The sequence below is a fragment of the Pseudonocardia petroleophila genome (assembly GCF_014235185.1).
Classification (GTDB): Bacteria; Actinomycetota; Actinomycetes; order Mycobacteriales; family Pseudonocardiaceae; genus Pseudonocardia; species Pseudonocardia petroleophila.
Genome location: NZ_CP060131.1, coordinates 2,508,952 through 2,533,880, shown reverse-complemented (window position 1 = coordinate 2,533,880; position 24,929 = coordinate 2,508,952). Strand labels below are relative to the sequence as shown.

The 24,929-nt window shown below is 74.6% G+C and carries 23 protein-coding genes; 14 read left to right on the top strand and 9 right to left on the bottom strand.

Annotation, left to right across the window (positions count from 1 at the left end; all coding sequences use genetic code 11):
• The first annotated feature begins 5 nt into the window (after window positions 1–5).
• Entirely contained in the window at window positions 6–1,160 is a 1,155-nt protein-coding gene (locus tag H6H00_RS12805) for a D-alanyl-D-alanine carboxypeptidase family protein (protein ID WP_185721479.1), read from the top strand.
• Between the two features lie 6 nt (window positions 1,161–1,166).
• Here the strand turns inward: H6H00_RS12805 and yhjD are convergent, their stop codons facing one another.
• Window positions 1,167–2,252 (bottom strand): inner membrane protein YhjD, encoded by a 1,086-nt coding sequence (gene yhjD, locus H6H00_RS12800; protein ID WP_344736351.1) that lies wholly within the window; start codon window positions 2,250–2,252, stop codon window positions 1,167–1,169.
• 19 nt (window positions 2,253–2,271) lie between these two features.
• Window positions 2,272–3,291, bottom strand: a complete 1,020-nt coding sequence (trpS, locus tag H6H00_RS12795) for a tryptophan--tRNA ligase (protein WP_185721478.1) — start codon at window positions 3,289–3,291, stop codon at window positions 2,272–2,274.
• Between the two features lie 123 nt (window positions 3,292–3,414).
• Between trpS and H6H00_RS12790 the strand changes: the two genes are divergently transcribed.
• From H6H00_RS12790 to H6H00_RS12775, 4 genes are all read left to right on the top strand, one after another.
• Window positions 3,415–3,807: a YciI family protein gene (locus tag H6H00_RS12790; RefSeq protein ID WP_255425832.1), complete on the top strand. Its 393-nt coding sequence runs from the start codon at window positions 3,415–3,417 to the stop codon at window positions 3,805–3,807.
• Window positions 3,808–3,811: 4 nt separating this feature from the next.
• Window positions 3,812–4,981 carry an RNA polymerase sigma factor gene (locus tag H6H00_RS12785; RefSeq protein ID WP_185721476.1) on the top strand — a complete coding sequence of 390 codons (1,170 nt, stop codon included), beginning with the start codon at window positions 3,812–3,814 and terminating at the stop codon, window positions 4,979–4,981.
• Window positions 4,982–5,042: 61 nt separating this feature from the next.
• A complete protein-coding gene (locus H6H00_RS12780) occupies window positions 5,043–5,675 on the top strand; it encodes a DUF998 domain-containing protein (protein WP_185721475.1) in 633 nt (210 codons plus the stop codon).
• Window positions 5,676–5,706: 31 nt separating this feature from the next.
• The gene (locus tag H6H00_RS12775) at window positions 5,707–7,146 is read left to right on the top strand and encodes a carotenoid oxygenase family protein (RefSeq protein ID WP_185721474.1); all 1,440 of its coding nucleotides are present in this window, start codon (window positions 5,707–5,709) and stop codon (window positions 7,144–7,146) included.
• Between the two features lie 39 nt (window positions 7,147–7,185).
• Here the strand turns inward: H6H00_RS12775 and H6H00_RS12770 are convergent, their stop codons facing one another.
• Entirely contained in the window at window positions 7,186–7,341 is a 156-nt protein-coding gene (locus H6H00_RS12770; protein WP_185721473.1) for a hypothetical protein, read from the bottom strand.
• A 9-nt stretch (window positions 7,342–7,350) separates the two neighbouring features.
• Window positions 7,351–9,921 (bottom strand): bifunctional FO biosynthesis protein CofGH, encoded by a 2,571-nt coding sequence (locus tag H6H00_RS12765; protein ID WP_185721472.1) that lies wholly within the window; start codon window positions 9,919–9,921, stop codon window positions 7,351–7,353.
• A 100-nt stretch (window positions 9,922–10,021) separates the two neighbouring features.
• Here H6H00_RS12765 and H6H00_RS12760 point away from each other — a divergent pair, with 100 nt between their 5' ends.
• The 3 genes from H6H00_RS12760 (at window position 10,022) to H6H00_RS12750 (ending at window position 14,166) form a co-directional block, all read left to right on the top strand.
• Window positions 10,022–10,684, top strand: a complete 663-nt coding sequence (locus tag H6H00_RS12760) for a CE1 family esterase (protein ID WP_185721471.1) — start codon at window positions 10,022–10,024, stop codon at window positions 10,682–10,684.
• 924 nt (window positions 10,685–11,608) lie between these two features.
• Window positions 11,609–12,865: an HNH endonuclease gene (locus tag H6H00_RS12755; RefSeq protein ID WP_185721470.1), complete on the top strand. Its 1,257-nt coding sequence runs from the start codon at window positions 11,609–11,611 to the stop codon at window positions 12,863–12,865.
• Between the two features lie 746 nt (window positions 12,866–13,611).
• A complete protein-coding gene (locus H6H00_RS12750) occupies window positions 13,612–14,166 on the top strand; it encodes a dihydrofolate reductase family protein (RefSeq protein ID WP_185721469.1) in 555 nt (184 codons plus the stop codon).
• Between the two features lie 6 nt (window positions 14,167–14,172).
• Here the strand turns inward: H6H00_RS12750 and H6H00_RS12745 are convergent, their stop codons facing one another.
• The 4 genes from H6H00_RS12745 to H6H00_RS12730 are packed head-to-tail and all read right to left on the bottom strand — an operon-like array spanning window position 14,173 to window position 17,223.
• Entirely contained in the window at window positions 14,173–14,658 is a 486-nt protein-coding gene (locus H6H00_RS12745) for a YbaK/EbsC family protein (protein ID WP_185721468.1), read from the bottom strand.
• Window positions 14,659–14,672: 14 nt separating this feature from the next.
• Complete coding sequence (locus H6H00_RS12740; RefSeq protein ID WP_255425719.1) at window positions 14,673–16,055, bottom strand: serine/threonine-protein kinase; 1,383 nt, start codon at window positions 16,053–16,055, stop codon at window positions 14,673–14,675.
• Window positions 16,052–16,843, bottom strand: coding sequence for an exodeoxyribonuclease III (locus H6H00_RS12735; protein ID WP_185722394.1), 792 nt, complete (start codon window positions 16,841–16,843; stop codon window positions 16,052–16,054). The genes H6H00_RS12740 and H6H00_RS12735 overlap by 4 nt, the downstream gene beginning before the upstream one ends.
• A gap of 29 nt (window positions 16,844–16,872) precedes the next feature.
• Window positions 16,873–17,223, bottom strand: coding sequence for an SH3 domain-containing protein (locus tag H6H00_RS12730; RefSeq protein ID WP_185721467.1), 351 nt, complete (start codon window positions 17,221–17,223; stop codon window positions 16,873–16,875).
• A 131-nt stretch (window positions 17,224–17,354) separates the two neighbouring features.
• On the opposite strand from H6H00_RS12730, the gene H6H00_RS12725 reads away from it, so the two are divergent.
• Window positions 17,355–19,514 carry an NADP-dependent isocitrate dehydrogenase gene (locus tag H6H00_RS12725; RefSeq protein WP_185721466.1) on the top strand — a complete coding sequence of 720 codons (2,160 nt, stop codon included), beginning with the start codon at window positions 17,355–17,357 and terminating at the stop codon, window positions 19,512–19,514.
• 7 nt (window positions 19,515–19,521) lie between these two features.
• Window positions 19,522–19,872, top strand: coding sequence for a YybH family protein (locus tag H6H00_RS12720; RefSeq protein ID WP_185721465.1), 351 nt, complete (start codon window positions 19,522–19,524; stop codon window positions 19,870–19,872).
• Between the two features lie 7 nt (window positions 19,873–19,879).
• Here H6H00_RS12720 and H6H00_RS12715 read toward each other — a convergent pair whose 3' ends face one another.
• A complete protein-coding gene (locus H6H00_RS12715; RefSeq protein ID WP_185721464.1) occupies window positions 19,880–20,707 on the bottom strand; it encodes a helix-turn-helix domain-containing protein in 828 nt (275 codons plus the stop codon).
• A gap of 76 nt (window positions 20,708–20,783) precedes the next feature.
• On the opposite strand from H6H00_RS12715, the gene H6H00_RS12710 reads away from it, so the two are divergent.
• The 4 genes from H6H00_RS12710 (at window position 20,784) to H6H00_RS12695 (ending at window position 24,922) form a co-directional block, all read left to right on the top strand.
• Window positions 20,784–21,569: an ABC transporter permease gene (locus tag H6H00_RS12710; protein ID WP_255425718.1), complete on the top strand. Its 786-nt coding sequence runs from the start codon at window positions 20,784–20,786 to the stop codon at window positions 21,567–21,569.
• On the top strand, window positions 21,562–22,359 hold the full coding sequence (locus H6H00_RS12705) for an ABC transporter permease (protein WP_185721463.1): 798 nt from the start codon (window positions 21,562–21,564) through the stop codon (window positions 22,357–22,359). The genes H6H00_RS12710 and H6H00_RS12705 overlap by 8 nt, the downstream gene beginning before the upstream one ends.
• Complete coding sequence (locus H6H00_RS12700) at window positions 22,356–23,297, top strand: ABC transporter ATP-binding protein (RefSeq protein WP_185721462.1); 942 nt, start codon at window positions 22,356–22,358, stop codon at window positions 23,295–23,297. The genes H6H00_RS12705 and H6H00_RS12700 overlap by 4 nt, the downstream gene beginning before the upstream one ends.
• 68 nt (window positions 23,298–23,365) lie before the next feature.
• Window positions 23,366–24,922: an alpha/beta hydrolase gene (locus H6H00_RS12695; protein WP_185721461.1), complete on the top strand. Its 1,557-nt coding sequence runs from the start codon at window positions 23,366–23,368 to the stop codon at window positions 24,920–24,922.
• Window positions 24,923–24,929: the final 7 nt, after the last annotated feature.

Genomic DNA, 24,929 nt, shown 5'->3' with positions numbered 1-24,929 from the left:
GCGCCGTGCGGTGGGTCGCGGTGCTGGCGGTGGTGGTGGGGCTGCTGGTCGGGCCGATCGCGGCCGCGGCGGCCGCGCAGGCGCCCAGGTGTCCGGGGCAGGCCGCTCCCCCGGGCCCGCCCGCCGCGGAGGAGGCGGCCGGGCCGGTCGTGGCGCCGGTGCCGGTGCCCGCGGAGCCGGTCGGGGGCGTCGCGGCGTGCGGTGACCTCGTGGCCGGGTCCGGCGCCGTGCCGGCGGAGGTGCAGGTGGCGTCGTTCGTGCTCGCCGACCTCGACACCGGTGACGTGCTGGCCGTCCGCGCCCCGCACGCGCGGCACCGGCCGGCGTCGACGATCAAGGTGCTGACCGCGCTCGTCGCACTGCGCGACCTCGACCCCGATCTCGTCGTCGAGGGCACCGCCGCGGACCTGCGCATCGACGGCAGCCGTGCGGGGATCGGGCCGGGCGGCCGCTACACCGTGCGCCAGCTGCTGGCGGGGATGCTGCTCAACTCGGGCAACGACACCGCGGCCGCGCTGGCCAGGGCACTGGGCGGGGACGCGGCCACCGTCGCGGAGATGACCGCGACCGCCCGGGGGCTGGGTGCGCTGGACACGCGGCCGGCCACCCCGTCCGGGCTCGACGGCCCGGGCGGCGCGTCGAGCGCCTACGACCTCGCGCTGCTGTTCCGGGTGGCGCTGCGCGACCCGCTGTTCGCCGCGACGATCGCGACGGCGTCGGTCCCGTTCCCCGGCTACGGCGAGGTGCCGGGGTTCGTGCTGTCCAACTCCAGCCGGTTCCTCACCCGCTACCCGGGGGCGCTGGGCGGCAAGACCGGCTTCACCGACGCCGCCCGGCACACGTTCGTCGGGGCCGCGGAGCGCGGCGGCAGGCGGCTCGTCGTGGCGCTGGTGCGGGGCGAGCAGTCCCCCGTCCCGATGACGACGCAGGCCGCGGCCCTGCTCGACCTCGGCTTCGCGCTGCCCGCCGACGTCGAGCCGCTCGGGGTGCTGGTGGACCGGGCGCCCGCGCCGCCACCCGTGACCGACGCACTGCCGGCCCCGACGCCGGACGGCCCGGCTCCGGACGGTCCCGCCCCGGTCGGCCCGCTGCTCGTCGGCGGGACGGCCGCCGTCCTCCTGCTGCTGGCCGCGGCCGCCGTGGTCCGTCGCCGACGCTGAGGCGGGTCAGTCCCGCCGCCGTCCCCGCAGCAGGCCGAACCCGAGCACCCCGGCGATCGCCCCGGCCCCGACGAGCCCGGCCGCGGTGCCCGCGGCGGGGCCCGAGCGGACCGTCACCTCGGAGTGGATCACCGCGGGCCCGGGCACCTCGACCGCCTCCTCCTGCTCGTTCTCCTTCGACGTCGCCGCCCAGGCCGTGACGAACAGGATGAACCGCGAGGTGAAGAACGCGAACACCATCAGACCGATGAACGGACCGATGATCTGGCCGGTCGGCGACTCCGTGACCGAGGCGAGGTAGACCGTCATGACCTGCTTGAGCACCTCGAACCCGATCGCGCCGAGGACGGCCGCCTTCGCCGCGCTGCGCAGCGTGGCGTGCTCGCGGGGCAGCCGGGCGATCACCCACAAGAAGATCAGCCAGTTGGCGGCGAGGCCGAGCAGGACGCCGAACAGGCCGAGCAGGAACTTCGCCCAGCCCTGCTCGGAGAGCCCGACGAACTCCAGGATCGTGCCCGTGAAGCCGAACACCAGCCCGGTGATCGCGAACGAGCCGACCATCGCGGTGCCGAGGCCGATCAGGGTGAGCAGGTCGAACAGCGTCTTCTTGACGATCGGCGGGGCCGTCGGCGGCTGGCCCCACTGCTCGGAGAGCGCCTCGCGCAGGTTCGACATCCAGCCGATCCCGGTGTAGAGCGCGCCGAGCAGACCGATGACCCCGATCGTGCCGCGCGACTCGATGGCGTTGTCGACGATCGGGTTGACCAGCGCGTCGAGCCCGGCCGGGGCGTTGGCGCTGATGCCGGCCTTGAGCTGGTCGAGCAGGTCGGGCTGGAGGAACAGCACGTACCCGAGCGCCGCGACCGAGACCAGGATCAGCGGGAACAGCGCCAGCACGGAGAAGTAGGTGATCGCCGCGGCGTAGTGGTCGCCGTGCCGCTCGGTGTAGCGCACACCCGCGCGCACGACGTGGTCGAGCCACTCGTACTTCGCGCGCAGCTGCTCGAACTTCGTCGGCTCGGCGGGCTCCTCCGCCGCCTTCGCGCGGACGATGTCCGCGTCCTTGTCGACGGCAACAGCCACGCGGCTCACGTCCTCATCTTGTTCGGTGTCAGGTCGGGGGCAGGAACCCGATCTTGTCGTGGACGGCGGCCAGTGTCGCGCCGGCGACCTCACGCGCCCGGGTGGCTCCACGGGCGAGCACCCGGTCGAGTTCGGCCGGGTCGTCCAGATAGCCCTGTACCCGTTCTGCGAGCGGTGCAGTGAAGTCCGCGACGATCTCGGCGAGATCCTTCTTCAGGTCGCCGTAGCCCTTGCCCGCGTAGTCGCCCTCCAGCTCCGGGATGGTGCGGCCGGACAGCGCCGAGTGGATCGTCAGCAGGTTGGAGATCCCGGCCTTGTTCTCGACGTCGTAGCGGATCTCCCGCTCGGCGTCGGTGACGGCCGAACGGATCTTCTTCGCGCTGACCTTCGGGTCGTCGAGCAGGTTGACGATGCCGCCGGGCGCGGAGTTCGACTTGCTCATCTTCGCCGACGGGTCCTGCAGGTCCTGGATCTTCGCGGTGCCGGCGAGGATGTAGGGCTCGGGGACGACGAGGGTGCGGCCGAAGCGGGAGTTGAAGCGCTGCGCGAGGTCGCGCGTCAGCTCGACGTGCTGGCGCTGGTCCTCGCCGACGGGCACCCGGTCGGCGTTGTAGAGCAGGATGTCGGCGGCCTGCAGGATCGGGTAGGTGAACAGGCCGACGGTGGCGCGGTCGGCCGTCTGCTTGGCCGCCTTGTCCTTGAACTGCGTCATCCGGCTGGCCTCGCCGAACCCGGTGAGGCAGCCGAGCACCCACTCCAGGCGGGCGTGCTCGGGCACGTGCGACTGCACGAACACGGTGCAGCGCTCCGGGTCCAGGCCGAGCGCCAGCAGCTGCGCGACGCCGTTGCGGGTGCGGGCGGCCAGCGTCTTCGGATCGTGCTCGACGGTGATCGCGTGCAGGTCGGGGACGAAGTAGAACGCGTCGTGGTCGTCCTGCAGCGCCACCCACTGCCGCACCGCGCCGAGGTAGTTGCCGAGGTGGAACGAGTCGGCGGTCGGCTGGATGCCGGACAGCACCCGCGGGCGGCGGTCGGTGGGCGTGCTCATGGCGGCCATTGTTCCGGGTGCGTCGACGGGGTTCGATGTCCGGTGCCGGTGCGCGGCTCCGACGTCCCCGCCGGGCGGCGCCACGGGGCGTCGGCACGAGCGGAGGAGCGAGCCGTGAAGTACATGATCCTGCTCTACGGGTCCCAGCGGGACTACGACGCGATGGCCGGGCGTCCCGGCGACGGTCCGGCGATGTCGGCCGACGAGCTCGCGGCGATGCACGAGCACATGCGGTCCTTCCACGAGGGGCTCGTCGACTCCGGCGAGTTCGTCGACGCCCGCGGGCTCACCGCCCCCGTCCTCGCCCGCCGGGTGCAGCTGCGCGGCGGGGTCGCGGCCGTCACCGACGGGCCGTACCCGGAGACGCAGGAGGTGCTGGCCGGCTACACGATCGTCGACTGCGCGGGCGTCGACCGGGCCGTCGAGATCGCCGCGGGGCTGGTGAACCCGGCCGTGCCCGGGGAGTACGTCGACGTGCGGCCCGTCCTGGAGGACGTCGCCGAGCTGGAGGTCTGAGGCCGTGTCCGACGACCTGCTGCGCGGTCTGGCGCCGCAGGTCCTCGGCGCGGTCGTCCGGCGCTACGGGCACTTCGACACCGCCGAGGACGCCGTGCAGGAGGCGCTCCTCGCGGCGTCGCGGCAGTGGCCCGTCGACGGCGTCCCCGACGACCCGCGGGCCTGGCTGATCACCGTGGCGGCGCGCCGGCTGACCGACCTGCTGCGCAGCGAGCAGGCCCGGCGCCGCCGCGAGGAGGCCGACGCGCGGCTCGTCGTGGCCCCGGGGCCGGTCATCGACGCCGACGACACGCTCGTGCTGCTGGCCCTGTGCTGCCATCCGGTCCTGTCGCCGTCGTCGCAGATCGCGCTGACGCTGCGCGCCGTCGGCGGCCTCACCACGGCCGAGATCGCGCGGGCGTTCCTCGTGCCGGAGGCGACGATGACGCGCCGGATCACCCGGGCGAAGCGGGCCGTCGCGGGGCAGTCGTTCGGGATGCCGGCCGACGCGGGACGCCTCACCGCCGTGCTGCACGTGCTCTACCTCGTGTTCAACGAGGGCTACGCGGCGACGGCCGGCCCGCACCTGGTGCGCGCGGAGCTCGCGGCCGAGGCGATCCGGCTCACCCGGGTGGTGCACCGCCTGCTGCCCGAGGACGCGGAGGTGGCCGGGCTGCTCGCCCTCATGCTGCTCACCGACGCCCGCCGCCCGGCCCGGACCGCCGCGGACGGCGCGCTGGTGCCGATGGCCGAGCAGGACCGCGCGCTGTGGGACGCCGGCCGCATCGCCGAGGGCGTCGCGCTGATCACCGGGGCGCTGCCGCGCGGGCCGGTCGGCCCGTACCAGCTCCAGGCGGCGATCGCGGCGGTGCACGGCGAGGCCCCGAGCGCGGAGGCCACCGACTGGCCGCAGATCCGGGCCCTCTACGAGGTGCTGCTGCGGGTCACCGACACCCCGCTCGTGCGGCTCAACCACGCCGTCGCCGTCAGCATGGTCGACGGGCCGCGCGCCGGGCTGGCCCTGGTCGACGGCCTCCCGCTCGACGCCGACCACCGCCTGCACGCCGTGCGCGCCCACCTGCTGGAGACCGCGGGCGACCGCGAGGGCGCCCACGCGGCCTACCTCACCGCCGCCCGGCTGACGATGAGCCTGCCGCAGCAGCGCTACCTGCACGCCCGGGCCGCCCGGCTCTGATGTCCGGTCCCGGCGGGCCGCTCCGACGTCCCCGGGGACCGATGCCCCAGGAGGAGCCGTCATGACCACCACCCAGACCACCCCCACCCACCGCCTGCTCGCCGCGGGCCTGCTCGCCGGGCCGCTGTTCGTCGGGTCCGCGCTGGCGCAGGCCGCCACCCGCGAGGGGTTCGACCTGACCCGCCACCCGGTCAGCCTGCTCGCGCTCGGCGACGGGGGCTGGGTGCAGGTGGCCACGTTCGTCGCCACCGGGGCGCTGACGGCCGCGTGCGCCGCCGGGCTGCGCCGCGTCCCGTCCGCGGGCGTGTGGGGGCCGCGGCTGCTCGGCGTCTTCGGGGCGGGGCTGGTGGCGGCCGGGGTCTTCGTCACCGACGCGGGGGCCGGGTTCCCGGCCGGGGCTCCCGCCGGGGCTCCGGAGACGAGCTGGCACGGCCTCCTGCACGAGGCCGGGTTCGGCGTGGCGATGCTGGGCTGGACCGCGGCCGCCGTCGTCTTCACCCGCCGCTCCGCCGCCCGCCGGCAGTGGGCGCGGGCCGGGCTGACCGCGGCGGGCGTGGCGGGGTCGCTGCTCGTCGCGGCCTGGCCCGACCCGGACGGCCTGCCGGTGCGACTGCTGGTGGCGTCGGCGATCCAGTTCGCCGTCGTCGCGGGGCTGGCGGCGGACGCACTGGGCGGGAGGGCGGGTCGCGCGTAGCGTCCGACCCAGGTCGTTCGAGGAGGAAGCCGTGACGCTGTTCGTCGCCCAGGAGACCGGTACCGAGGACAACCCCTACCTGCTCGGGGTGCACGCCCCCGTCCGCGACGAGATCACCGCCGAGGACCTCGAGGTGATCGGCGAGATCCCGCGCGACCTCAACGGTGTGTACCTGCGCAACGGCCCCAACCGGCGCTACGAGGCCCCCGGCCGCTACCACTGGTTCGACGGCGACGGCATGGTGCACGCGATGGCGTTCGAGAACGGCACGGCGCGCTACCGCAACCGGTACGTCCGCACGGCGGCGCTCACCGCCGAGGAGGCCGCCGGGCACGCGCTGTGGAGCGGGGTCATGGAGTCGCCGCGCGGCAACCCCGTCGGCACCGCGCGCGGGCTGCCGTTCAAGGACAGCGCCAACACCGACCTCGTCCACCACGACGGTCGCGTGCTCGCCACCTGGTACCTGTGCGGGCAGCCGATGAGCCTGGACCCGCTGTCGCTGGAGACGATCGGGGCCGAGACCTTCCTCGGCACGCTGCGCGGGGACGTCATGGCGCACCCGAAGTCCGACGAGCGCACCGGCGAGCTGATGTGGTTCGACTACGGCGCCCGCGACCCCCTGCTGCGCTACGGCGTGGTGGGCCCGTCCGGCGGCGTCGAGCACGAGGTGGCGATCGACCTGCCCGGCCCGCGGCTGCCGCACGACATGGCGATCACGGAGAACTTCTCGATCCTCATGGACCTGCCGCTCGTGCAGGACCTGGACGCCGCCCGGCAGGGCCGCTACAAGCTGCACTTCGACCGGGAGACGCCCTCGCGCTTCGCGGTGATCCCCCGCCGGGGCACGGAGGTCCGGTGGTTCGAGGCCGAGCCCTGCTACATCTACCACGTGGTCAACGCGTTCGAGGAGGGCCGCACGATCGTCCTCGACGTCTGCCGCGTCACCCGCCCCGAGCCCCGGCCGACCCGCCCCGGGCCGCTCGGGAAGCTGCTCGGCTACCTGCGGCTCGACGCCCGGCTGCACCGCTACGTGTTCGACCTCGACACCGGCACCACCACCGAGGCCCGGCTCGACGACGCCAACACCGAGTTCCCGTCCATCGACGCGCGGATGACCGGGCGGCCCGCCCGCTACGCCTACACCGTGCACATCGCCGACACCGAGACCGTCCTGTTCGACGGGCTGCTGCGCTGCGACCGCGTCACCGGCGAGCGCCAGGACCACCGCTTCGGACCGGGCCGCTACGGCAGCGAGGCCCCGTTCGCGCCGCGCGACGGCAGCACCGGCGAGGACGACGGCTACCTGGTGTCGTTCGTGACCGACGAGCGCACCGGGCGCAGCGAGGTGGAGGTCCTGGACGCGTCCGACCTCGCGGCCGGGCCCGTGGCGCGCGTCCTGCTGCCGCAGCGCGTACCGGTCGGGTTCCACGCGACCTGGGTGCGCGCCGACCAGCTCCGATCGCCCTCGTGAGCGGAAACGGTCGCCCCGGCGACCGTTTCCGCGCACGGCCTACTCCGCCTCGGGCTCCGGCTCCGGTGCGCGGACGACCTCGACCGTGCCGTTCTCCAGGTCGATCGGCCCGAGGCGCCACTTCTGCCCGTCGCCGGACTCGCCGCCCTCGTCGCTGATCTCCGGACCGGGGAAGAGACTGCCCAGAACACCCATGCCCCGACGCTACGCCAGCGGCAGCAGCCGGGGCCCCGCACCCGCGGCGGGCTCCAGGCGCGACGGCTCGCCGACGTAGGTCGTGGTCCGCTGGCGCACCGGTCGCCCCGCCGCGTGCGCGATCGCCGTCAGCTCGGTGACCGTGCGGGCGCTGCCGTTCTCCGATCCCGCCATCCGGCTGATCGTCTCCTCCATGAGCGTGCCGCCCATGTCGTCGGCGCCGCCGCGGAGGATGTCGGCGGACAGGTCGTCGCCGAGCTTCACCCACGAGCACTGGATGTGGTCGATGCGCCCGTGCAGGGCGAGCCGGGCGACGGCGTGCACCGCGCGGTTGTCGCGCTCGGTGGGCCCCGGCCGGGCCAGCCCGGCCAGGTAGATCGGGGCGTTGTGGTGCACGAACGGCAGCGGGACGAACTCGGTGAACCCCCCGCTCTCGTCCTGCTGCCGGGCCAGGGTGCGCAGGTGCCCGAGCCAGTGCCGCGGCTCGTCCACGTGGCCGTACATCATCGTGGAGCTCGACGCGATCCCCAGCCGGTGCGCCGTGCCGACGACCTCCAGCCACTGCGCCGCCGGGAGCTTGCCCTTGGTGAGCACCCAGCGGACCTCGTCGTCGAGGATCTCCGCCGCGGTGCCCGGGATCGAGCCCAGCCCGGCGTCGCGCAGCTCGGTGAGCCACTCCTCGATCGACACCCCGGCCTTCGCCGCCGCCGACACGATCTCCATCGGCGAGAACGCGTGCACGTGCATGCCGGGCACGGCGGCCTTCACCGCGCGGACGAGGTCGGCGTAGAAGGTGACGGGGAGCTGCGGGTCGATCCCGCCCTGCACGCACACCTCGGTGGCGCCGTCGCGCGCCGCCTCGACCGCGCGCGACGCGACCTCGTCGAGCGAGAGCCGGAACGCGTCCGCGTCGCGCTCGCGCTGGGCGAAGGCGCAGAACCGGCAGCCGACGTAGCAGACGTTCGAGAAGTTGATGTTGCGGTTGATCACGTAGGTGACCTCGTCGCCGTTGACGTCGCGGCGGACGTCGTCGGCGAGGCGGGTGAGCTCCTCCAGCGCCGGGCCGTCGGCGAGGATCAGCGCCATCGCGGCGTCGTGGTGGGCCGGGTCGAGCAGCGCCGACGGGTCGGACGCCGCCAGCGCGAGGCCCGCGCGGACGTCGGAGTCGAGGCGGACGGGCGCGGCCTGCCGCGACGCCGCCAGCTCGTCCTTGAGGGCGTCCCAGTCGCCATAGACGGACTCGAAGTCGCCGCGCCGGTCGTCGGTGCGCCCGGTCGTGTCGATCGAGGAGTTCAGGTCGGTGCGGCCGGTGGAGGCGAACCCGCCGTCCGGCTCCTGCCAGGGCCGCCCCGTCACGACCGCGCTCTCGTTGGCGAGCCCGTCGTCGCCGGCGAGCGCGGCGACGTGCGCGTGCAGCCGCGTGTCGATCCACGGGCTCCCCGCCCGCACGTACTTCGGGTAGACGGTGAGCCGCTCGCGCAGCGTGAACCCGGCGGCCTGCGACCGCGTGGCCAGCTCGTCGATCGCGGGCCAGGGCCGCTCGGGGTTGACGTGGTCGGCGGTGACGGGCGAGACGCCGCCCCAGTCGTCGATGCCGGCGCGCAGCATGAGCGCGAACTCGTCGCCGACGAGGTTGGGCGGGGCCTGCACGTGCATCTTCGGACCGAGCACGATGCGGGTGACGGCGATGGTGGCGGCGAGGTCGTCGAGGTCGGCGTCGGGGTCGTTGCGCATCGCGGTGTCCGGCTTCGCCCGGAAGTTCTGGACGATCACCTCCTGGATGTGCCCGGCCGCCCGCGACGCCGCCCGGATCGCGAAGATCGACTCGGCGCGCTCGGTGCGGTTCTCGCCGATCCCGATGAGGATCCCGGTCGTGAACGGGACGCCGACGCGCCCGGCGTCGGTAAGGGTGCGCAGCCGGACCGCGGGCTCCTTGTCGGGGCTGCCGTAGTGCGGGCCGCCGGGCTCGCTCCACAGCCGGGTCGCGGTAGTCTCCAGCATCATCCCCATCGACGGGGCGACGGGCTTGAGCCGCGTCAGCTCCTCCCAGGACAGGACGCCCGGGTTGAGGTGCGGCAGCAGCCCGGTCTCCTCGAGCACCGCGATCGCGCAGGCGCGGACGTAGTCGAGGGTGGAGTCGTAGCCGCGGGCGTCGAGCCACTCGCGGGCGGCGGGCCAGCGGGCCTCGGGGCGGTCGCCCAGGGTGAACAGCGCCTCCTTGCACCCCGCCGCGGCCCCGGCCCTGGCGATCTCCAGCACCTCGTCGCGCTCCAGGAACGCGGCAGGCAGCTTGTGCGGGACCGTGGCGAACGTGCAGTAGTGGCAGCGGTCCTGGCACAGGCGCGTCAGCGGGACGAACACCTTGCGCGAGTACGTGACGACGCCCGGGCGGCCCTCCGCGGCCAGGCCGGCGTCGCGGATGCGGGAGGCGGCGGCGAGGAGCTCGTCGAGGTGCTCGCCGCGGGCCGCGAGCAGGACGGCGGCCTCGGCGGCGTCGAGCTGGGCCCCGTCGCGGACCCGGCGCAGCGCGCGCCGGAGCGAGGCGTCGGTCGGTGCGGGTTCGGGGAGCGTCTGGGCCATGGCACTGACACTAGGTCGACTCCGGCGCGCGGTCGACCGGCTCTCGACAGCCGGGCCTCCGGCGTGTCCACTGGACGCGGTGCGACGGGGGTGGGAACGGGTGGCGGTCGCGGCCGCCCTGGTGACGACACTGGTCACCGCGTGCGCCCCGGCCGTGGCCAGGCCGGGGGTGAGCGTGCTCACTCCGCTGGTCGTCGTCCTGCACGGGCTCGGCGGCACCGGGGCCGACGCGCACGGCCTCGGCTTCGAAGCGATCGAGGGCGTCGCGGTCGCGTACCCCGACGGCGTCGACCGGTCCTGGAACGCCGGCGGCTGCTGCGGCGGCGCGCACGAGCGGGGCGTCGACGACGTGGCCCGGCTCGACGCACTCGTCGCGCGGATGGTCGCCGAGGACGGCGTCGACCCCCGCCGCGTGTACGCCGTCGGGTTCTCCAACGGGGCGATGATGGCCTACGCGTGGGCGTGCGGGTCGCGCACGCTCGCCGGGATCGGCGTCGTCGGCGGGGCCCGGGTGGCGCCCTGCCCCGACCCCGGCCCCGTCGCGGTGGTCGCCGTGCACGGCGACGCGGACGCCAGCGTCCGGATCGGCGGCGGGGTCGGCCCCCGCAGCGCCACCGGCTACGACTACCCCTCCCTCGACGAGTCCCTCGCCCCGTTCCCCGGCGCGGAGCGGATCGTCCTGCCCGGCGTCGGGCACGAGTGGCGGCCCGGCACCGCCGACCTGCTGTGGGAACGGCTGCGGACGGTGGTGCGGCCGGACTGATCGCCGGACGCCCGGCTCGGTGCTGTGCCGGTGCGGTGGCCGGGCTCTGGTCGTGGTGCGGCCGGGGCCGCTGGTGGCGACGGCGGTTCGGGCCACCCGGAGCGCGCGCTGTCGTAGGTGATGTCGGGAGTCGGTGCGGTGTCGTGGGCGGCGGCTCGGGGCGGCGGATGGGGGCGATGGCTTGAGGACGACGGCTCGGGGGCGGCGGCTCGGGCAGGGGCAATCACGTGGGCGGCGCAGTGCGCCCGGAGCGCGGGGTGCCGGAGTCGGCGGGGCACCGGCAATCGACAGGCCGGGGGCGACGAGCCAGGAGCCAGGAGCCAGGAGCCAGAAAGCAACGACCCGAGGAGCGACGCTCCAGAAGCGATGGCTCGCGGGCGGCGGTTCCGCGGGTCGGCGGTTCCCGGGGGTCGGCGACTTCGGGGCCGGCGACTTCGGGGCCGGCGACTTCGGGGCCGGCGACTTCGGGGCCGGCGACTTCAAGGACCGGCGACTCTCGGGCGGCCACTCACGGGGCGGCGGATGGGAGACGGTGGACGGGGCCTCGACTGGGAGACAGCGACTCACGAGGCAACGACTCACGAGGCGGATGGGGGGCGGCGGATGGGAACGGCGGCTGGGACATCGACTGAGTGGAGCTCCGGGGTGGCGCCTCGGGTGGAGGCGACTCGGGTGGAGGCGACTCGGGTGGAGGCGACTCGGGTGGAGGCCGGGAGCCGGCAGACCACCAGACCTCACGCCGGGTCTAGGCCTGCATCCCGTGCTGATGACATCGAGGCCCTCCGAGCCGGCATCCGTCGGCGATCGCCACCACGCCGACCGGGCCGTACGCCCGCGACCGCACCCGTGGGGACGAACCACCCGGCTACCTCATCCGCCCCGCCGGAGTTCGCAGAGAGGCGGTACAGCCGATCGCGACCTTCGATGTTCGAACAAACGTTCGCTCTCGGACGGATTCTTCGCTACAATCAAGTCATGATTTCGACCCGTTCCAGCGCGCCTTCCGAGGCGCTGCTCATCGAGCGGATCGCGCAGCTCGAGGAACGGAAAGCGGCCATCGCGGCCGAGCAGTCCGAGGCTGTTCTCGCATTTGCGACAGCACACGCCGAATCGCAGACCGCGGCCGGTGACGTCGACCCGGAGATGCTCGAACGCAGCATCGCCGCCCAAGTCGGACTCGCCTGCCGGGTGTCGCCCACCGAAGGTCGACGCCGGGTCCGGATCGCCCGGGACCTGCACTCCGGGCACACGCGGGTCCGGGAACTCTTCGCCGCCGGACGGCTCAGCGAGTACCAGACCGCGACCATCGTCGCGGCCACCGCGCACCTCTCACCAGCCGAGCGGGCCGAGGTCGATCAGGAGCTGGCCGATCGCCGGGTCGAGGCCCTCGGCGTGCGCCGGATCCACGACCTCACCCGGTCCCTCGCCGCCCAGGTCGCCCCGGAGAAGTTCACCGCCCGCTGCCGGGCCGCCCGCACCGGCCGCCGGGTGTCGGTCCGCCCCGCCGCCGACGGGATGGCCGATCTGACCGCCCACCTGCCCGTCGAGGAAGCCGTGGCCTGCTACGCCGCCCTCGCCGCCGCAGTGAACGAGGTCGCCGTACAGCCCGAACCCCTCACCCGCGGGCGCGGGCAGATCATGGCCGACACCCTCGTCGAACGCCTCACCGGACAGGCCACCGCCCGCGACGTGAACATCGAGATCCAGGTGACGGTCCCGGTCGAGGCACTGATCGACCCCGCCAGCCCGCTGCCCGCGCAGATCGCCGGCCACGGACCCGTCCCGGTCCAGTTCCTCACCACCGGCGGTGGCCGGAGGACCTGGCGACGGCTGATCACCCGCGACGGAGTGGTGATCGGCGGGGACTCCCGCAGTCGGCTGTTCACCGGGCGACTGGCCGCGTCGATCCGGGCCCGGGACGGCCACCGCTGCCGCGAACCGTACTGCGACGCCCCGATCCGCCACATCGACCACATCCACCGCTGGAAAGACGGCGGCCGCACCGAGTTCACCAATGGCCGCGGATTGTGCGCATTCCACAACCACGTCCGGGAAGTGCCGGGATGGCGGGCGGAAACCGCGCCGACAGGAATCGCGACCACCACTCCCGTCGGCCGGACGTACACATCCACCCTTCGGCCGCACACCGGAGAAGGCGTCCCGCAGATCATCGCGGGATGACGAGGTCGGGTGCGCATCTCGATCTGTGCACTCGATCCCGGGAGGCGGTCGTGATCATCAGTCAGGTCCTGCGGCCGCGAACGGCCACTCCGGCCGGCAGGGTGCATCGCAGGTCGCACACACCGTGGACCGGTTCGAGGTCGCACCCACGACAGAGGGTGCGCCGCGGACAGGGCGGATGGTTTCTGGCGGCCCCCCGTCGCGGCCGAGGTGCCGCGAAACCGCTGACCGGCCGCCGCGGGCAGGGCGAACCGGATGAGCCCGCATCGGTCGCCGACCCGCCCGGAGCGACCTGCGGGGTGACCCCACCACTCGGGAACCGGTCCCCGACCACAGCGTCCACACGGCCCACGACACCCAGCACCCGGCCCACAGCACCAGATCCCCGACGCACAACCCACGGCGCCAGATCCCCACCCCACAGCGCCAGGTCCCGAGCCACAGCCCACGGCACCAGATCCCCGGCCACGGCACCAGATCCCCGGCCCCGGCCCCAGGTCCCCGACACCCGGTCCCCGAGGCCGGCTCCCATCACACGGCACACCCGACCCACAGCACCCGTCCCACGACCGGGCCGCCACGCGTCCCGACCGCCCGCCCGCCACCGACCGAGTCAGGATGGAACGCCGCCGAACCGCCGGGTCACGGCCGCGAGCCGCGCCACCGGGACGGACACCCCGGCCCGATCCGCCGCGAACGCGACCAGCGGGCGATGAGTTTTCGCGCGCCGCGCGGTCCACCTCCCCATGGGAACCCTCGTCTACGCGATGAACACCTCCCTCGACGGCTACGTCGAGGACCCGACCGGCGGCATCGACTTCTCCGAGCCCGACGAGGAGGTGCACCGCTTCGCGAACCAGCAGACCCGGGACACGGCCGCGTTCCTGTTCGGCCGCGGCCTCTACGACGTCATGGAGGACTACTGGACGGCGCCCGCACGGGCCGACGAGGAGGACGTGACGGCGGAGTTCGCCCGGTTCTACGTCGAGACGCCGCGGATCGTGTTCTCCGACTCGCTGACCTCCGTCGCGCCCGGGTGCCGGTTGGTGCGCCGGGCCGACGCGGTGGCCGAGGTGGTCCGACTGAAGGAGGAGACGGAGGGCGATCTGGCGGTCGGCGGCGCCGCACTGGCCGCCTCGCTGCTCGACCTGATCGACGAGTTCCGGATGACCGTCCTGCCCTCCTTCACCGGCGGCGGCACGCCCTACTTCCCGCTCGGCACCGAGCTGCGGCTGCGGCGGCTCGAGCAGCGCACCTTCGACTCCGGCGCGGTGTACCTGCGGTACGCGCGGATCCGCTGACGCCGCTCAGGCCACGTCGGCGGGCTGCCCTCCGGTGACGACGACCAGCTCGTCGAACGTGGTCGGGAAGACCGCGTGCGCGATGCCCCCTGCCGCCCACACCTCGTCGTGGGCGGCCAGCGCGCGGTCGACGAGCGTGCGCAGCGGGGCCGGGTGCCCGACGGGGGCGATGCCGCCGATGACCTGGCCGGTCGCGGCGTGCACGAACTCCGCCGACGCCCGGCGCACCTGCCGCGCGCCGACGAGCGCCGCGACCTTCCCGGTGTCGACGCGGTGGGCCCCGGAGGTGAGCACGAGCAGCGGCTCCCCGTCGGCGGAGAAGACCAGGGAGTTCGCGATCTGCCCGACCTCGACGCCCAGCGCGGCGGCCGCCGACGCCGCGGTGGTGACGGCGTCGGAGAGGACCCGGAGCCGGGCGACGCGGGCGGGATCGGCCCCGGCCGTGCGCAGGGCGGCGGTGACGAGCTCGACGTTGCGGTGCACGGGCGTCATCCCATCAGGGCCGGTCAACCCGATTCCGCCAGCCGTGACCCGCTGAGCTGGGAGGTGCCGTCGGCCGAGCTGAGCAGGCAGTAGACGTCCCGGTCCTGGAACGAGCCGCTGCCGCTGTCGCGGCCGAACTCCGCCTCGGTGGGCAGCAGCGCGGTGACCGCGACCCCGCCCGGGTCGGCGATCAGCCCGGAGTCGAAGCGCAGCGCGCAGGCCGCCGCGGCGAACTCCGGCAGGCGGGCCGGGTAGGGCACGACGTTGGAGGCGGCGAACGTGTCGACGACGGCGAACACCTCGGAGGCGTGCGGGGCGTCGCAGGAGACGGTGGCGCTGCTCGCGATCTGCTGGCCGGGATCGGGGCGCACCTGCAGGCAGTAGAGGAACGAGACGTCGTAGACGGGGATGTCGCCGCCCTCGCCGTAGGTCAGGGTCCGCACGTCGGGGTCACCCGCCCTGGCCAGGGCGAAGCCGCCGACCAGACCGCCGACGAGCCCGGCCACCAGCGCGACGGCGATGCCGATCAGCCACGGCCGGGCGCTGCGCCGCGGGGCGGACGCGAGCGGGGTCGTCGCGACGTCCGGGACGGCGGCCCCGCCCGGCGCCGCGAGCAGCGCCTCGGCCTGCATCCCGGACAGCCGCGCCTGCGGCGACCGCTGCAGCAGCCCGGCGATCACCGACCCGAGCGGGCCGCGGGTGCGCGTGGGCGGCGGATCGCCGTGCAGGACCGCGGAGATCGTGGCGGCGGTCGTCTCGCGGTCGAAGGGGCCGTGGCCCTGCACCGCGTGGAACAGGGTGGCCCCCAGCGCCCACAGGTCCGACGACGGCGACGCCGACCCGCTCTCCAGCCGCTCGGGCGACATGTACCCGGGCGAGCCGATCAGCGAGCCCGTCGTCGTCAGGCGGGGATCCTCGGCGGCGTGGGCGATGCCGAAGTCGGTGAGCTTCACCCGGCCGCCCCCGGCGAGCATGACGTTGCTGGGCTTGACGTCGCGGTGCACGACCCCGCCCTCGTGCGCCACCCGCAGCGCCGCGAGCAGCTGACGCCCGATCGCGGTGGCGTCGCGCTCGTCGAGCGGCCCGGACTCCGCGACGACCTGCGCCAGCGTCCGGGCCTCGATCAGCTCCATGACGATGTGGTCGACGCCCTCGTCGGTGACGACGTCGTAGACGGTGACGATGCCCGGGTCGTTGAGCCGGCCCGCCGTGCGGGCCTCGCGCAGCAGCCGCTCCCGGAACAGCTGCCGCTCCGGCGCCGGCAGCCCGGCCGGCAGGTGCAGCTCCTTCACCGCGACGTGCCGGCCCATCACGCGGTCCTCGGCGCGCCACACGATGCCCATGCCACCCCGGCCCAGCTCGGCGAGCACGACGTAGCGGCCGCCGATGACGCGCGTGGGGATCACGGGCCGTACACCACCGTCACCGGAGCATGGTCCGACCAGCGCTCCGCGTGGCTCGGGGCCCGTTCGACGACGGCGGAGCGGGCGCGGGCGCCGAGGCCGGGCGTCGCGACGTGGTGGTCGATGCGCCAGCCCGCGTCGTTGTCGAACGCGCGGCCGCGGTAGGACCACCACGAGTACGGCCCGTCGACGCCCGGGTGCTGCGCGCGGACGACGTCGACCCAGCCGCCGCCGAACAGCCCGGCCAGCCACTCGCGCTCGTGCGGCAGGAACCCGGAGTTCGCGACGTTGCCGCGCCAGTTGCGGATGTCGGCCTCGGCCGGGGCGATGTTCCAGTCGCCGCAGACGAGCACCTCGCGGTCCTCCGCGGCCGCCTTCGCCCGCCGCAGCGCGAGGTAGGGCGCGAAGGAGGCGAGGAAGCGGTCCTTCTCGTCCTGCTTCGGCGTGCCGACGGTGCCGTTGGGCAGGTACAGCGACCCGACCGTGACGCCGGGCAGGTCGACCTCGAGGTAGCGGCCGGAGCCGGCGAACTCGTCGTCGTCGATGCCGGTGCGGACGGCCTCGGGCTCGGCGCGGCTGAGGATCGCGACCCCGCTGCGACCCTTCGCCGACAGGCACGGCGCGAACCGGGCGTGCCAGCCGTCGAACAGGCCAGCCGGGACCTCCTCGGGCTGCGCGCGCGTCTCCTGCAGGCAGACGACGTCGGCCGCGGTTCCCGCCAGCCACGCCGCGAACCCCTTGCCCGCGGCCGCCCTGATCCCGTTGACGTTGACCGAGGTGACGACGAGCAGCCCCGATGAATCCACCTGGGCAGAATCCCTCAGCCGCAGTCGGTGCCCGGCACGGGGGTCAGGTAGGTGTCGGAGACGAAGCGCCCGTCCTCGAGGGCCCGGAAGCCGTCGGTGACGGTGCGGGTGCCGTCGACCAGCGTGCCGCGGTCCAGCGTGCCCAGCAGCTCGGACTGCTCGGCGGGCCCGGCACGCACGTTGAGCTGGTCGGTCGTGACCTCCAGCTGGCAGCCGGTGGACCCGTCGGCGCCCGCCGTGCCCGTGCCGCGGTCGATCATCGCGAGCACCGTGAGGATCACGCCCAGGATGAGGACGAACGTCCAGCTCCGGTACGCCTCGACGCCCGGGCGCTTGAGGGCCGGGCGCTTGATTCCCAGTGGCACCGACCCACGGTAGCCGCCCGGTGACGGCCGGGGCATCGCCCACGCAGGCGGGTTTTAACAGAACGGGCGTACGGTATAGCGTGACGGCAACGTCCCCGCGTACCCGATCACCGAGGCAGGCGCAGAACCCGATGAAGGTCATCTACACCTACACCGACGAGGCACCGGCACTGGCGACCCACTCGCTGCTCCCGGTCGTCGAGGCGTTCCTGGGCAAGGCCGGCGTCGACGTCGAGACCCGCGACATCTCCCTCGCCGCCCGCGTACTGGCCGCGTTCGACCTCGTGCCCGACGCGCTCGCCGAGCTGGGCGAGCTGGCGAAGACGCCCGAGGCGAACATCATCAAGCTGCCCAACGTGAGCGCGTCGATCCCGCAGCTCAAGGCCGCGATCGCCGAGCTGCAGAAGGCCGGCTTCGACGTCCCGGGCTACCCGCACGACGCCTACGACGCCGTCAAGGGCAGCGCCGTCAACCCCGTGCTGCGCGAGGGCAACTCCGACCGCCGCGCCCCCGCGTCGGTCAAGCGGTTCGCGCAGGCGCACCCGCACTCGATGGGTGAGTGGTCCGCCGGGTCGGGCTCGCACGTCGTCACGATGGACGACGGCGACTTCCGGCACTCCGAGCGCTCGGTCACCCTCGACGCCGCCGACACCCTGCGCATCGAGCACGTCGCCGCCGACGGCACCGTCACCGTGCTCAAGGAGTCGCTGCCGGTCGTCGCGGGCGAGATCGTCGACGCCGCGGTGATGCGCCGCGAGGCCCTCGACGCGTTCCTCGCCGCCCAGGTCGCCGACGCCCGCGAGCGCGGCGTCCTGTTCTCGGTGCACCTCAAGGCCACGATGATGAAGGTGTCGGACCCGATCCTGTTCGGGCACGCCGTCACCGCCTACTTCGCCGACGTGTTCGCCCAGTACGGCGACGACCTCGCCTCCGTCGGCGCCAACCCCAACGACGGCCTCGCCAGCGTGCTCACCGCGCTGGAGAAGCTGCCCGCCGACAAGCGCGAGTCGATCGAGAAGGCCATCACGGCCACCTACGAGTCGGGCCCGTCGGTCGCGATGGTCGACTCCGACCGCGGCATCACCAACCTGCACGTGCCCAGCGACGTCATCATCGACGCGTCGATGCCGGCCGCGATCCGCACGTCCGGGCAGATGTGGAACGCCGCCGGGGAGCTCCAGGACACCAAGTACGTCATCCCGGACTCCTCCTACGCCGCGCTCTACGCCGAGACGATCGACTTCTGCCGCGAGAACGGCGCCTTCGACCCGACCACGATGGGCACCACCCCCAACGTCGGCCTGATGGCGCAGAAGGCCGAGGAGTACGGCAGCCACGACAAGACCTTCGAGATCCCGGCCGCGGGCACCGTCCGCGTCGTCGCGGGCGACGGGTCGACGCTGCTGGAGCACGAGGTCGCCGACGGCGACATCTGGCGCGCCTGCCAGACCAAGGACGCGCCGATCCGCAACTGGGTGGAGCTGGCCGTCTCCCGCGCCCGAGCCACCGGCGCCCCCGCCGTGTTCTGGCTCGACGAGACCCGCGGCCACGACGCCGAGGTGCTGAAGAAGGTGCGCGCGCAGCTCGACGAGCTCGACACCGACGGGCTGACGATCGAGGTCCTCGACGTCGCCGCCGCCACCCGCTACACCCTGGACCGGGCCAAGCGCGGCGAGGACACGATCTCCGTCACCGGCAACGTGCTGCGCGACTACCTCACCGACCTGTTCCCGATCCTGGAGCTGGGCACCAGCGCCAAGATGCTCTCGATCGTCCCGCTGATGAACGGCGGCGGGCTGTTCGAGACCGGGGCGGGCGGGTCGGCGCCCAAGCACGTGCAGCAGCTCGTCAAGGAGAACCACCTGCGGTGGGACTCCCTCGGCGAGTTCCTCGCGCTGGCCGTCTCGCTGGAGTTCCTGGCCGAGAAGACCGACAACCCGCGCGCCGGGCTGCTCGGCAAGGCCCTCGACGACGCCACCGGCACGCTGCTGGAGAACGGCAAGTCGCCCTCGCGCAAGGTCGGCGAGATCGACAACCGCGGCAGCCACTTCTACCTGGCGCTCTACTGGGCCCAGGCGCTGGCGGCGCAGACCGACGACGCCGAGCTCGCCGGCCTGTTCACCGACCTCGCCGCCCGCCTGGCCGGTGACGAGGAGACGATCGTGGGCGAGCTGGCCGCGGTGCAGGGCGAGCCCGTCGACCTGGGCGGCTATTACCACGTCGACAAGGCGAAGGCCGACGCCGTCATGCGCCCGTCCGCCACGTTCACGGCGGCGCTGACGGAGTTCTGACCCCGCCGTGGCGGACGAGCGGGCCCGCACGCCCGAGGACCTCGGCCGGCTGCTCGCCGAGCGCGTCGGCGCGGGCGACGTGGAGGGCGCGGTCGCCCTCTACGAGCCCGACGCCGCGCTCGGCCTGCCCGACGGCGAGACGGCGAGCGGGGCGGCCGAGATCCGCGAGGTCTACGCGTTCCTCGTGGAGAGCGGCACCCGGGTGGAGCGCGGGCGGCCGCGGCCGACGGTGCGCCGGGGCAACCTGGCGCTGACCTCCGCCGTCCGGGCCGACGGCACGGTCACCTGCGAGGTGGCCCGCCGTCAGCCCGGCGGGCACTGGCTGTGGGCGCTCGACCAGCCCGACGCCCGCGACTGACGCGCGGTCAGGGGACCCGGGGCTCGGCGGCGTAGTCGCCGGGCGTCAGGCCGGTGACGGTGCGGAAGTCGCGGGTGAAGTGGGCCTGGTCGGCGTAGCCGAGCTCGGCGGCCACGCGGGCGAGCGTCCCGGGGCCGGTGCGCAGCCGGGCCGCGGCCTCCTGCAGCCTGCGGCGCTGGATCAGCCACTTGGGCGGCAGCCCCAGGCGCCGGGCCAGCAGCCGCTGCAGGGTGCGGTCGCCGATGTCGAACTTCGCGCAGACCTGGCCCACCCGCCGCACCTCCGGGTCGCCCTCCACGTACTCGACGATCGCGTTGACCAGCCGGCCCTCGTCGTCGACGGGCGGGAGCCGCTCCAGCTCCCGCTCCAGGTGCGCGACGGCGGCGCGCCGGGCCGCGGCGTCCGGATCCGGTCCCATCGCCTCCCGGATCCGCTCGGTCAGCCCGGCCCCGTCGAGGCCGGGGGCCTCGGTCAGCTCGACGTGGCGGTCGGTCAGCCCGGTGACCGGCGCGCCCCACACCAGCGCGCCCGCGGCCGGCTGCAGCATCGCCCCGACCGCCCAGCCGGTGCCGCTCAGCTCCACCACCGACAGGCCGGTCCGCACGCCGTAGACCCGGGCGTAGGAGTCGGCCACGACGACCAGGCACACGGGGTACTGCAGGACCCGCTGCCGCGACACCGTGCCGGGCGGCAGCGACCACACCGGCACCCAGTAGCGCCGCACGAGGTCGGCCAGACCGGGGCCGGGGGCGTAGCGGTGCACCGGCGGGCTGAACCCGGTGGCGTCGCGCAGGTGGGCGTGCTCCACCGGGTCGATCGGGCGCGGCTCCTCCACGCCCCCATCCTGCCCTCCGGGGTCCGGGCGCCCGCGCCGGGGAAACGGGTTGCGGGCGGTCGTAGCGTGGACAGACGTGCTGTCGCCCTATCCGCAGCTCGTGATCGCCGGGTTCCGCCGCTACGCCACCTACCGCCAGGCCGCCCTCGCGGGCCTGACCACCAACGTCGTCTTCGGGCTGCTGCGCGCCGCCGTGCTCGTCGCGGTGCTCGCCGAGCGGCCGGTCGTCGCGGGCTACGACGTGGCCGCCGCCGTCACCTTCGTCTGGCTCGGGCAGGGGCTGCTCACCGTCGTCGTGCTGTGGGGCGACACCGAGCTGGCCACCCGCATCCGCACCGGCGACGTCGTGGTCGACCTGGGCCGCCCGTGGGACCTGCAGGCCGCGCTGCTCGCCACCGACCTCGGCCGGGCCGGGTTCGCGGTGCTCGCCCGCCTCGTCCCGCCGGTGGTGTTCGGCGCCCTGTTCTTCCCGATCCGCTGGCCCGAGCGGCCCGCCACCTGGGCGTTCTTCGCGGCGTCGGTGGTGCTGGGGGTGGTCGTCAGCTTCGGGGTGCGGTTCCTGCTCAACGCCAGCGCGTTCTGGCTGCTCGACGCGCGCGGGGTGCTCGCGGTGTGGGGCGTGGTCGGCGGGGTGCTGTCCGGGCTGCTGGTCCCGCTGGCCTGGTTCCCCGGCTGGGCCCGGACCGCGCTGGCGTTCACCCCCGCCCCGTCGCTGTTCCAGACCCCGATCGACGTGTTCCTGGAGCGCAGCGCCCCGCTCGGCGCGCTCGCCGGGCAGGCGTTCTGGGCGGTGCTGCTGCTCGCCGTCGGCCGGGTCGTGCTGCACCGCGGGTCGAAGCGGCTGGTGGTGCAGGGTGGCTGAACGCGTCTTCCCGACGATCGTGGCCTCGCGGATCCGCAGCCAGCTCGCCTACCGCGCCTCCTTCGCGCTCGACGTCGTCGCGCAGCTGATCGGGCAGAGCATCGAGCTGGTGGCGATCCTGGTGGTGTTCACGCAGGTCACGAGCCTCGGCGGGTTCGACCGCGGCGAGGTGGTGCTGATGTACGCCCTCGCCGCCACGGCGTTCGGCATCGCCGACCTCGCCGTCGGCCAGATCGAGGAGCTGCCCGCCTACATCCGCACCGGCGAGCTCGACGTCCTGCTGCTGCGCCCGCTCGGCACGCTGGCCCAAATCCTCTCCGCCGACGTCGCCCTCAAGCGGGTGGGCCGGGTCGTCGCCGGGCTCGCGGTACTGGGCTACGCCCTCGCGACGAGCGGTATCGAGTGGACGCCCGTGCGGGTGCTCGTGGCGGCCACCGCGCCGCCGACCGGTGCGGTGATCTTCGCGGCGGTCTGGGTGGCGGCCAACACGGTGTCGTTCTGGCTGGTCGACGGCCGGGAGGTCGCCAACTCCGTCACCTACGGTTCGAACTTCGCCACCTCCTACCCGATCACCGTCTACGGGCCGTGGCTGCGCCGGGTCCTGTGCTTCGCGGTGCCCGGCGCGTTCGTCGCCTACTTCCCGGCGCTCGCGCTGCTCGGCCGCCCCGACCCGCTCGGGTTCCCGGTGTGGCTGCAGTACGCCGCGCCGCTCGTCGCCGCGCTCGCGGTGGGCGGAGCGGCACTCGTCTGGCGGACCGGGGTCCGCCGCTACCAGGGAACAGGATCATGATCATCCGGACGCAGGGCCTCGGGCGCGACTTCCTCGTCGGGAGCAGGCTGCGCCGCACCCGGGTCACCGCCGTCGCCGACGTGACGCTCGAGGTCGCCCGCGGGGAGGCCGTCGGCTTCCTCGGCCCCAACGGCGCCGGGAAGTCGACGACGATCAAGATGCTGACCGGCGTGCTCGTGCCCAGCGCGGGGTCCGCGCGGGTGTGCGGTCTCGACCCGGTGCGCGAACGGAAGGCGCTGGCCCGGCGGATCGGGGTGGTGTTCGGGCAGCGCAGCCAGCTGTGGTGGGATCTGCCGCTCGCCGAGAGCTTCGCGCTGCACGGCGCGATCCACCGCGTCCCGGCCGCGCGGCACCGCGAGCGGCTCGACGAGTGCGTCGAGCTGCTCGACATGGCCGCGTTCCTGGCCACGCCGGTCCGCCAGCTCTCGCTGGGCCAGCGGATGCGCGGCGAGGTCACCGCGGCGCTGCTGCACTCCCCCGAGCTGCTCGTCCTCGACGAGCCGACGATCGGGCTCGACCTCGCCAGCAAGGAGCGGCTGCGCACGTTCCTGGCGGGCGTGAACGCCCGCGGCGACGTGACGCTGCTGCTCACCACGCACGACCTGCCCGACGTCGAGCGGCTCTGCCGGCGCGTCGTCGTCGTCGACCGGGGGCGCGTGCTCGTCGACGACGACCTCGCGGCGCTGCGGCGGCGCTTCGCCGGGAACCGCACGCTGGTCGTCGAGCTGGTGGAGCCCGCGGGCCCGCTGCACGGGCTGCCCGGGGTCGTCGGGGTCACCGTCGAGGCGCAGGGGCTGCGCCAGCGGCTGGAGTTCGACGGGTCCGCGACGGCCGCCGGGCTCATCGCCGAGGTGGCGCGGCGGGTGGAGCTGCGCGACGTCACCGTCGACGAGCCGTCGATCGAGGACCTGGTGCGGACGCTGTACGCCACCTCGTGACGGGTGTCATCGATCCCGGTGATCGTCGGGACTGCCGGGGCCCACCCCCGGCTCGCGATGCTCGGGCCATGATCCGATCCACGCGTGTCGCCGCCGCACTGGCCGGTCTGTTCGCCGCGACGGCCTGCGCCGCCCCCGGGCCCGACGCCGCCGAGCCCCCCGCCCCCGGGCTGCAGTGGTCCGACTGCGCCTCCGACGCCGCGCTGGACTGCGCCACCCTCACCGTGCCGGTCGACCGCGCCGATCCCGGCGGCCCGGCGTTCGCGCTGCCCGTCGTCCGGATCCCGGCCGGTGACCCCGGGAACCGCATCGGCGCGCTCGTGCTGCACCGCGGCGGCCCCGGCTACAGCGTCGTCGACTACCTCACCGGGATCCGCTCGGGCGCGGTCCCCGACCCGCTGACGCCCGAGGTCTACGCCCGCTACGACGTGATCGCGCTCGACCAGCGCGGGGCGGGCGGCTCGCAGCCCGCGATGGTGTGCGGCGACGCGGCCCCCGACGTCCCCGCCCTCCCCGTCGACGACGCCGAGCGCGCCGCCCGCCTCGCCGCCGATGAGGCGTTCGCGCGGTCCTGCGTCGAGGCCTCCGGGGGGATCATGGAGCACCTCTCCACCGACGAGGCCGTCCGCGACCTGGACGCGCTGCGGGCGGGGCTCGGCGAGGAGCGGCTGAGCTTCGTCGGGCAGTCCTACGGCACCCTGTTCGGTGCGGTGTACGCGAACCTGTTCCCCGACCGCGTCGGCCGGTTCGTCCTCGACAGCGTGGTGGACCCGGCGGCGATCGCCGGCGCGGAGCCGCTGCGCGGCACCCGCCTCGGCAGCGACGCGGCGACCGCGGAGACGATGGCGGAGTTCCTGCGGCTGTGCGCGGCGGGCGGCGAGCGCTGCGCGTTCGGCGCGGGCGACCCGGCCGGGGCCTGGGACCGCCTCACCGCGGCGCTGCGCGAGGCCCCCGTGACGCTCACCGCCCCCGACGGGCGCACCGTGCGCCTGGGGTACTCCGAGGTGGTGTCGTGGGCGGGCAACTGGCTCTACCAGCCGAGCCTGTGGGAGCAGCCGATCGCGGGCGCGTCGTTCCTGGCCCTCGCCGAGCAGGCCCTCGCCGACCCCACCGGGGAGGCGGGCACGCTGATGGCGCAGGTCCTGGTCAGCCTGCGCGACGACGCCGACCTCATCGCCGCGCCCTACGCGGGCGCGCTCAACGCCACCGCGTTCGGCGTCAACTGCGCGGAGAACGAGTTCCCCGACGGCCCCGACGCGTTCGCCGCGGCGGCCGCCGACCGCGACGCCGCCGTGCCGCACTTCGGCGCGCTGCGGGCCTGGGGCGACAGCGTGTGCAGCCGGTGGCCGGTGACCGTCGAGGGCTACCGCGGCCCCTGGGACGCCGCGACCGACGAGCCCGTGCTGATCGTCAACAGCCGGTTCGACCCGGCCACCCCGCTCGCCGCGGCGCAGCGGCTGCAGGACCTGCTGCCGGGCAGCGCGCTGCTGGTGCACGAGGGCGTCGGGCACGTGGCCGCGCAGCAGTCGGCGTGCGTGGTGCAGGCCGCGGGCACCTACCTGACCGAGGGCACGCTGCCGGTCGAGGGCGCGACCTGCGCCCCCGACCGCGTCCCGTTCGGCTGAGCCCGGT

Bases quoted from the DNA above. Each gene is read 5' to 3' on its own strand.
- trpS (WP_185721478.1), bottom strand. From the start codon at position 3,291: ATGAGCACGCCCACCGACCGCCGCCCGCGGGTGCTGTCCGGCATCCAG.
- H6H00_RS12790 (WP_255425832.1), top strand. From the start codon at position 3,415: ATGATCCTGCTCTACGGGTCCCAGCGGGACTACGACGCGATGGCCGGG.
- H6H00_RS12780 (WP_185721475.1), top strand. From the start codon at position 5,043: ATGACCACCACCCAGACCACCCCCACCCACCGCCTGCTCGCCGCGGGC.
- H6H00_RS12770 (WP_185721473.1), bottom strand. From the start codon at position 7,341: ATGGGTGTTCTGGGCAGTCTCTTCCCCGGTCCGGAGATCAGCGACGAG.
- H6H00_RS12765 (WP_185721472.1), bottom strand. From the start codon at position 9,921: ATGGCCCAGACGCTCCCCGAACCCGCACCGACCGACGCCTCGCTCCGG.
- H6H00_RS12755 (WP_185721470.1), top strand. From the start codon at position 11,609: ATGTTCGAACAAACGTTCGCTCTCGGACGGATTCTTCGCTACAATCAA.
- H6H00_RS12750 (WP_185721469.1), top strand. From the start codon at position 13,612: ATGGGAACCCTCGTCTACGCGATGAACACCTCCCTCGACGGCTACGTC.
- H6H00_RS12745 (WP_185721468.1), bottom strand. From the start codon at position 14,658: ATGACGCCCGTGCACCGCAACGTCGAGCTCGTCACCGCCGCCCTGCGC.
- H6H00_RS12725 (WP_185721466.1), top strand. From the start codon at position 17,355: ATGAAGGTCATCTACACCTACACCGACGAGGCACCGGCACTGGCGACC.
- H6H00_RS12700 (WP_185721462.1), top strand. From the start codon at position 22,356: ATGATCATCCGGACGCAGGGCCTCGGGCGCGACTTCCTCGTCGGGAGC.
- H6H00_RS12695 (WP_185721461.1), top strand. From the start codon at position 23,366: ATGATCCGATCCACGCGTGTCGCCGCCGCACTGGCCGGTCTGTTCGCC.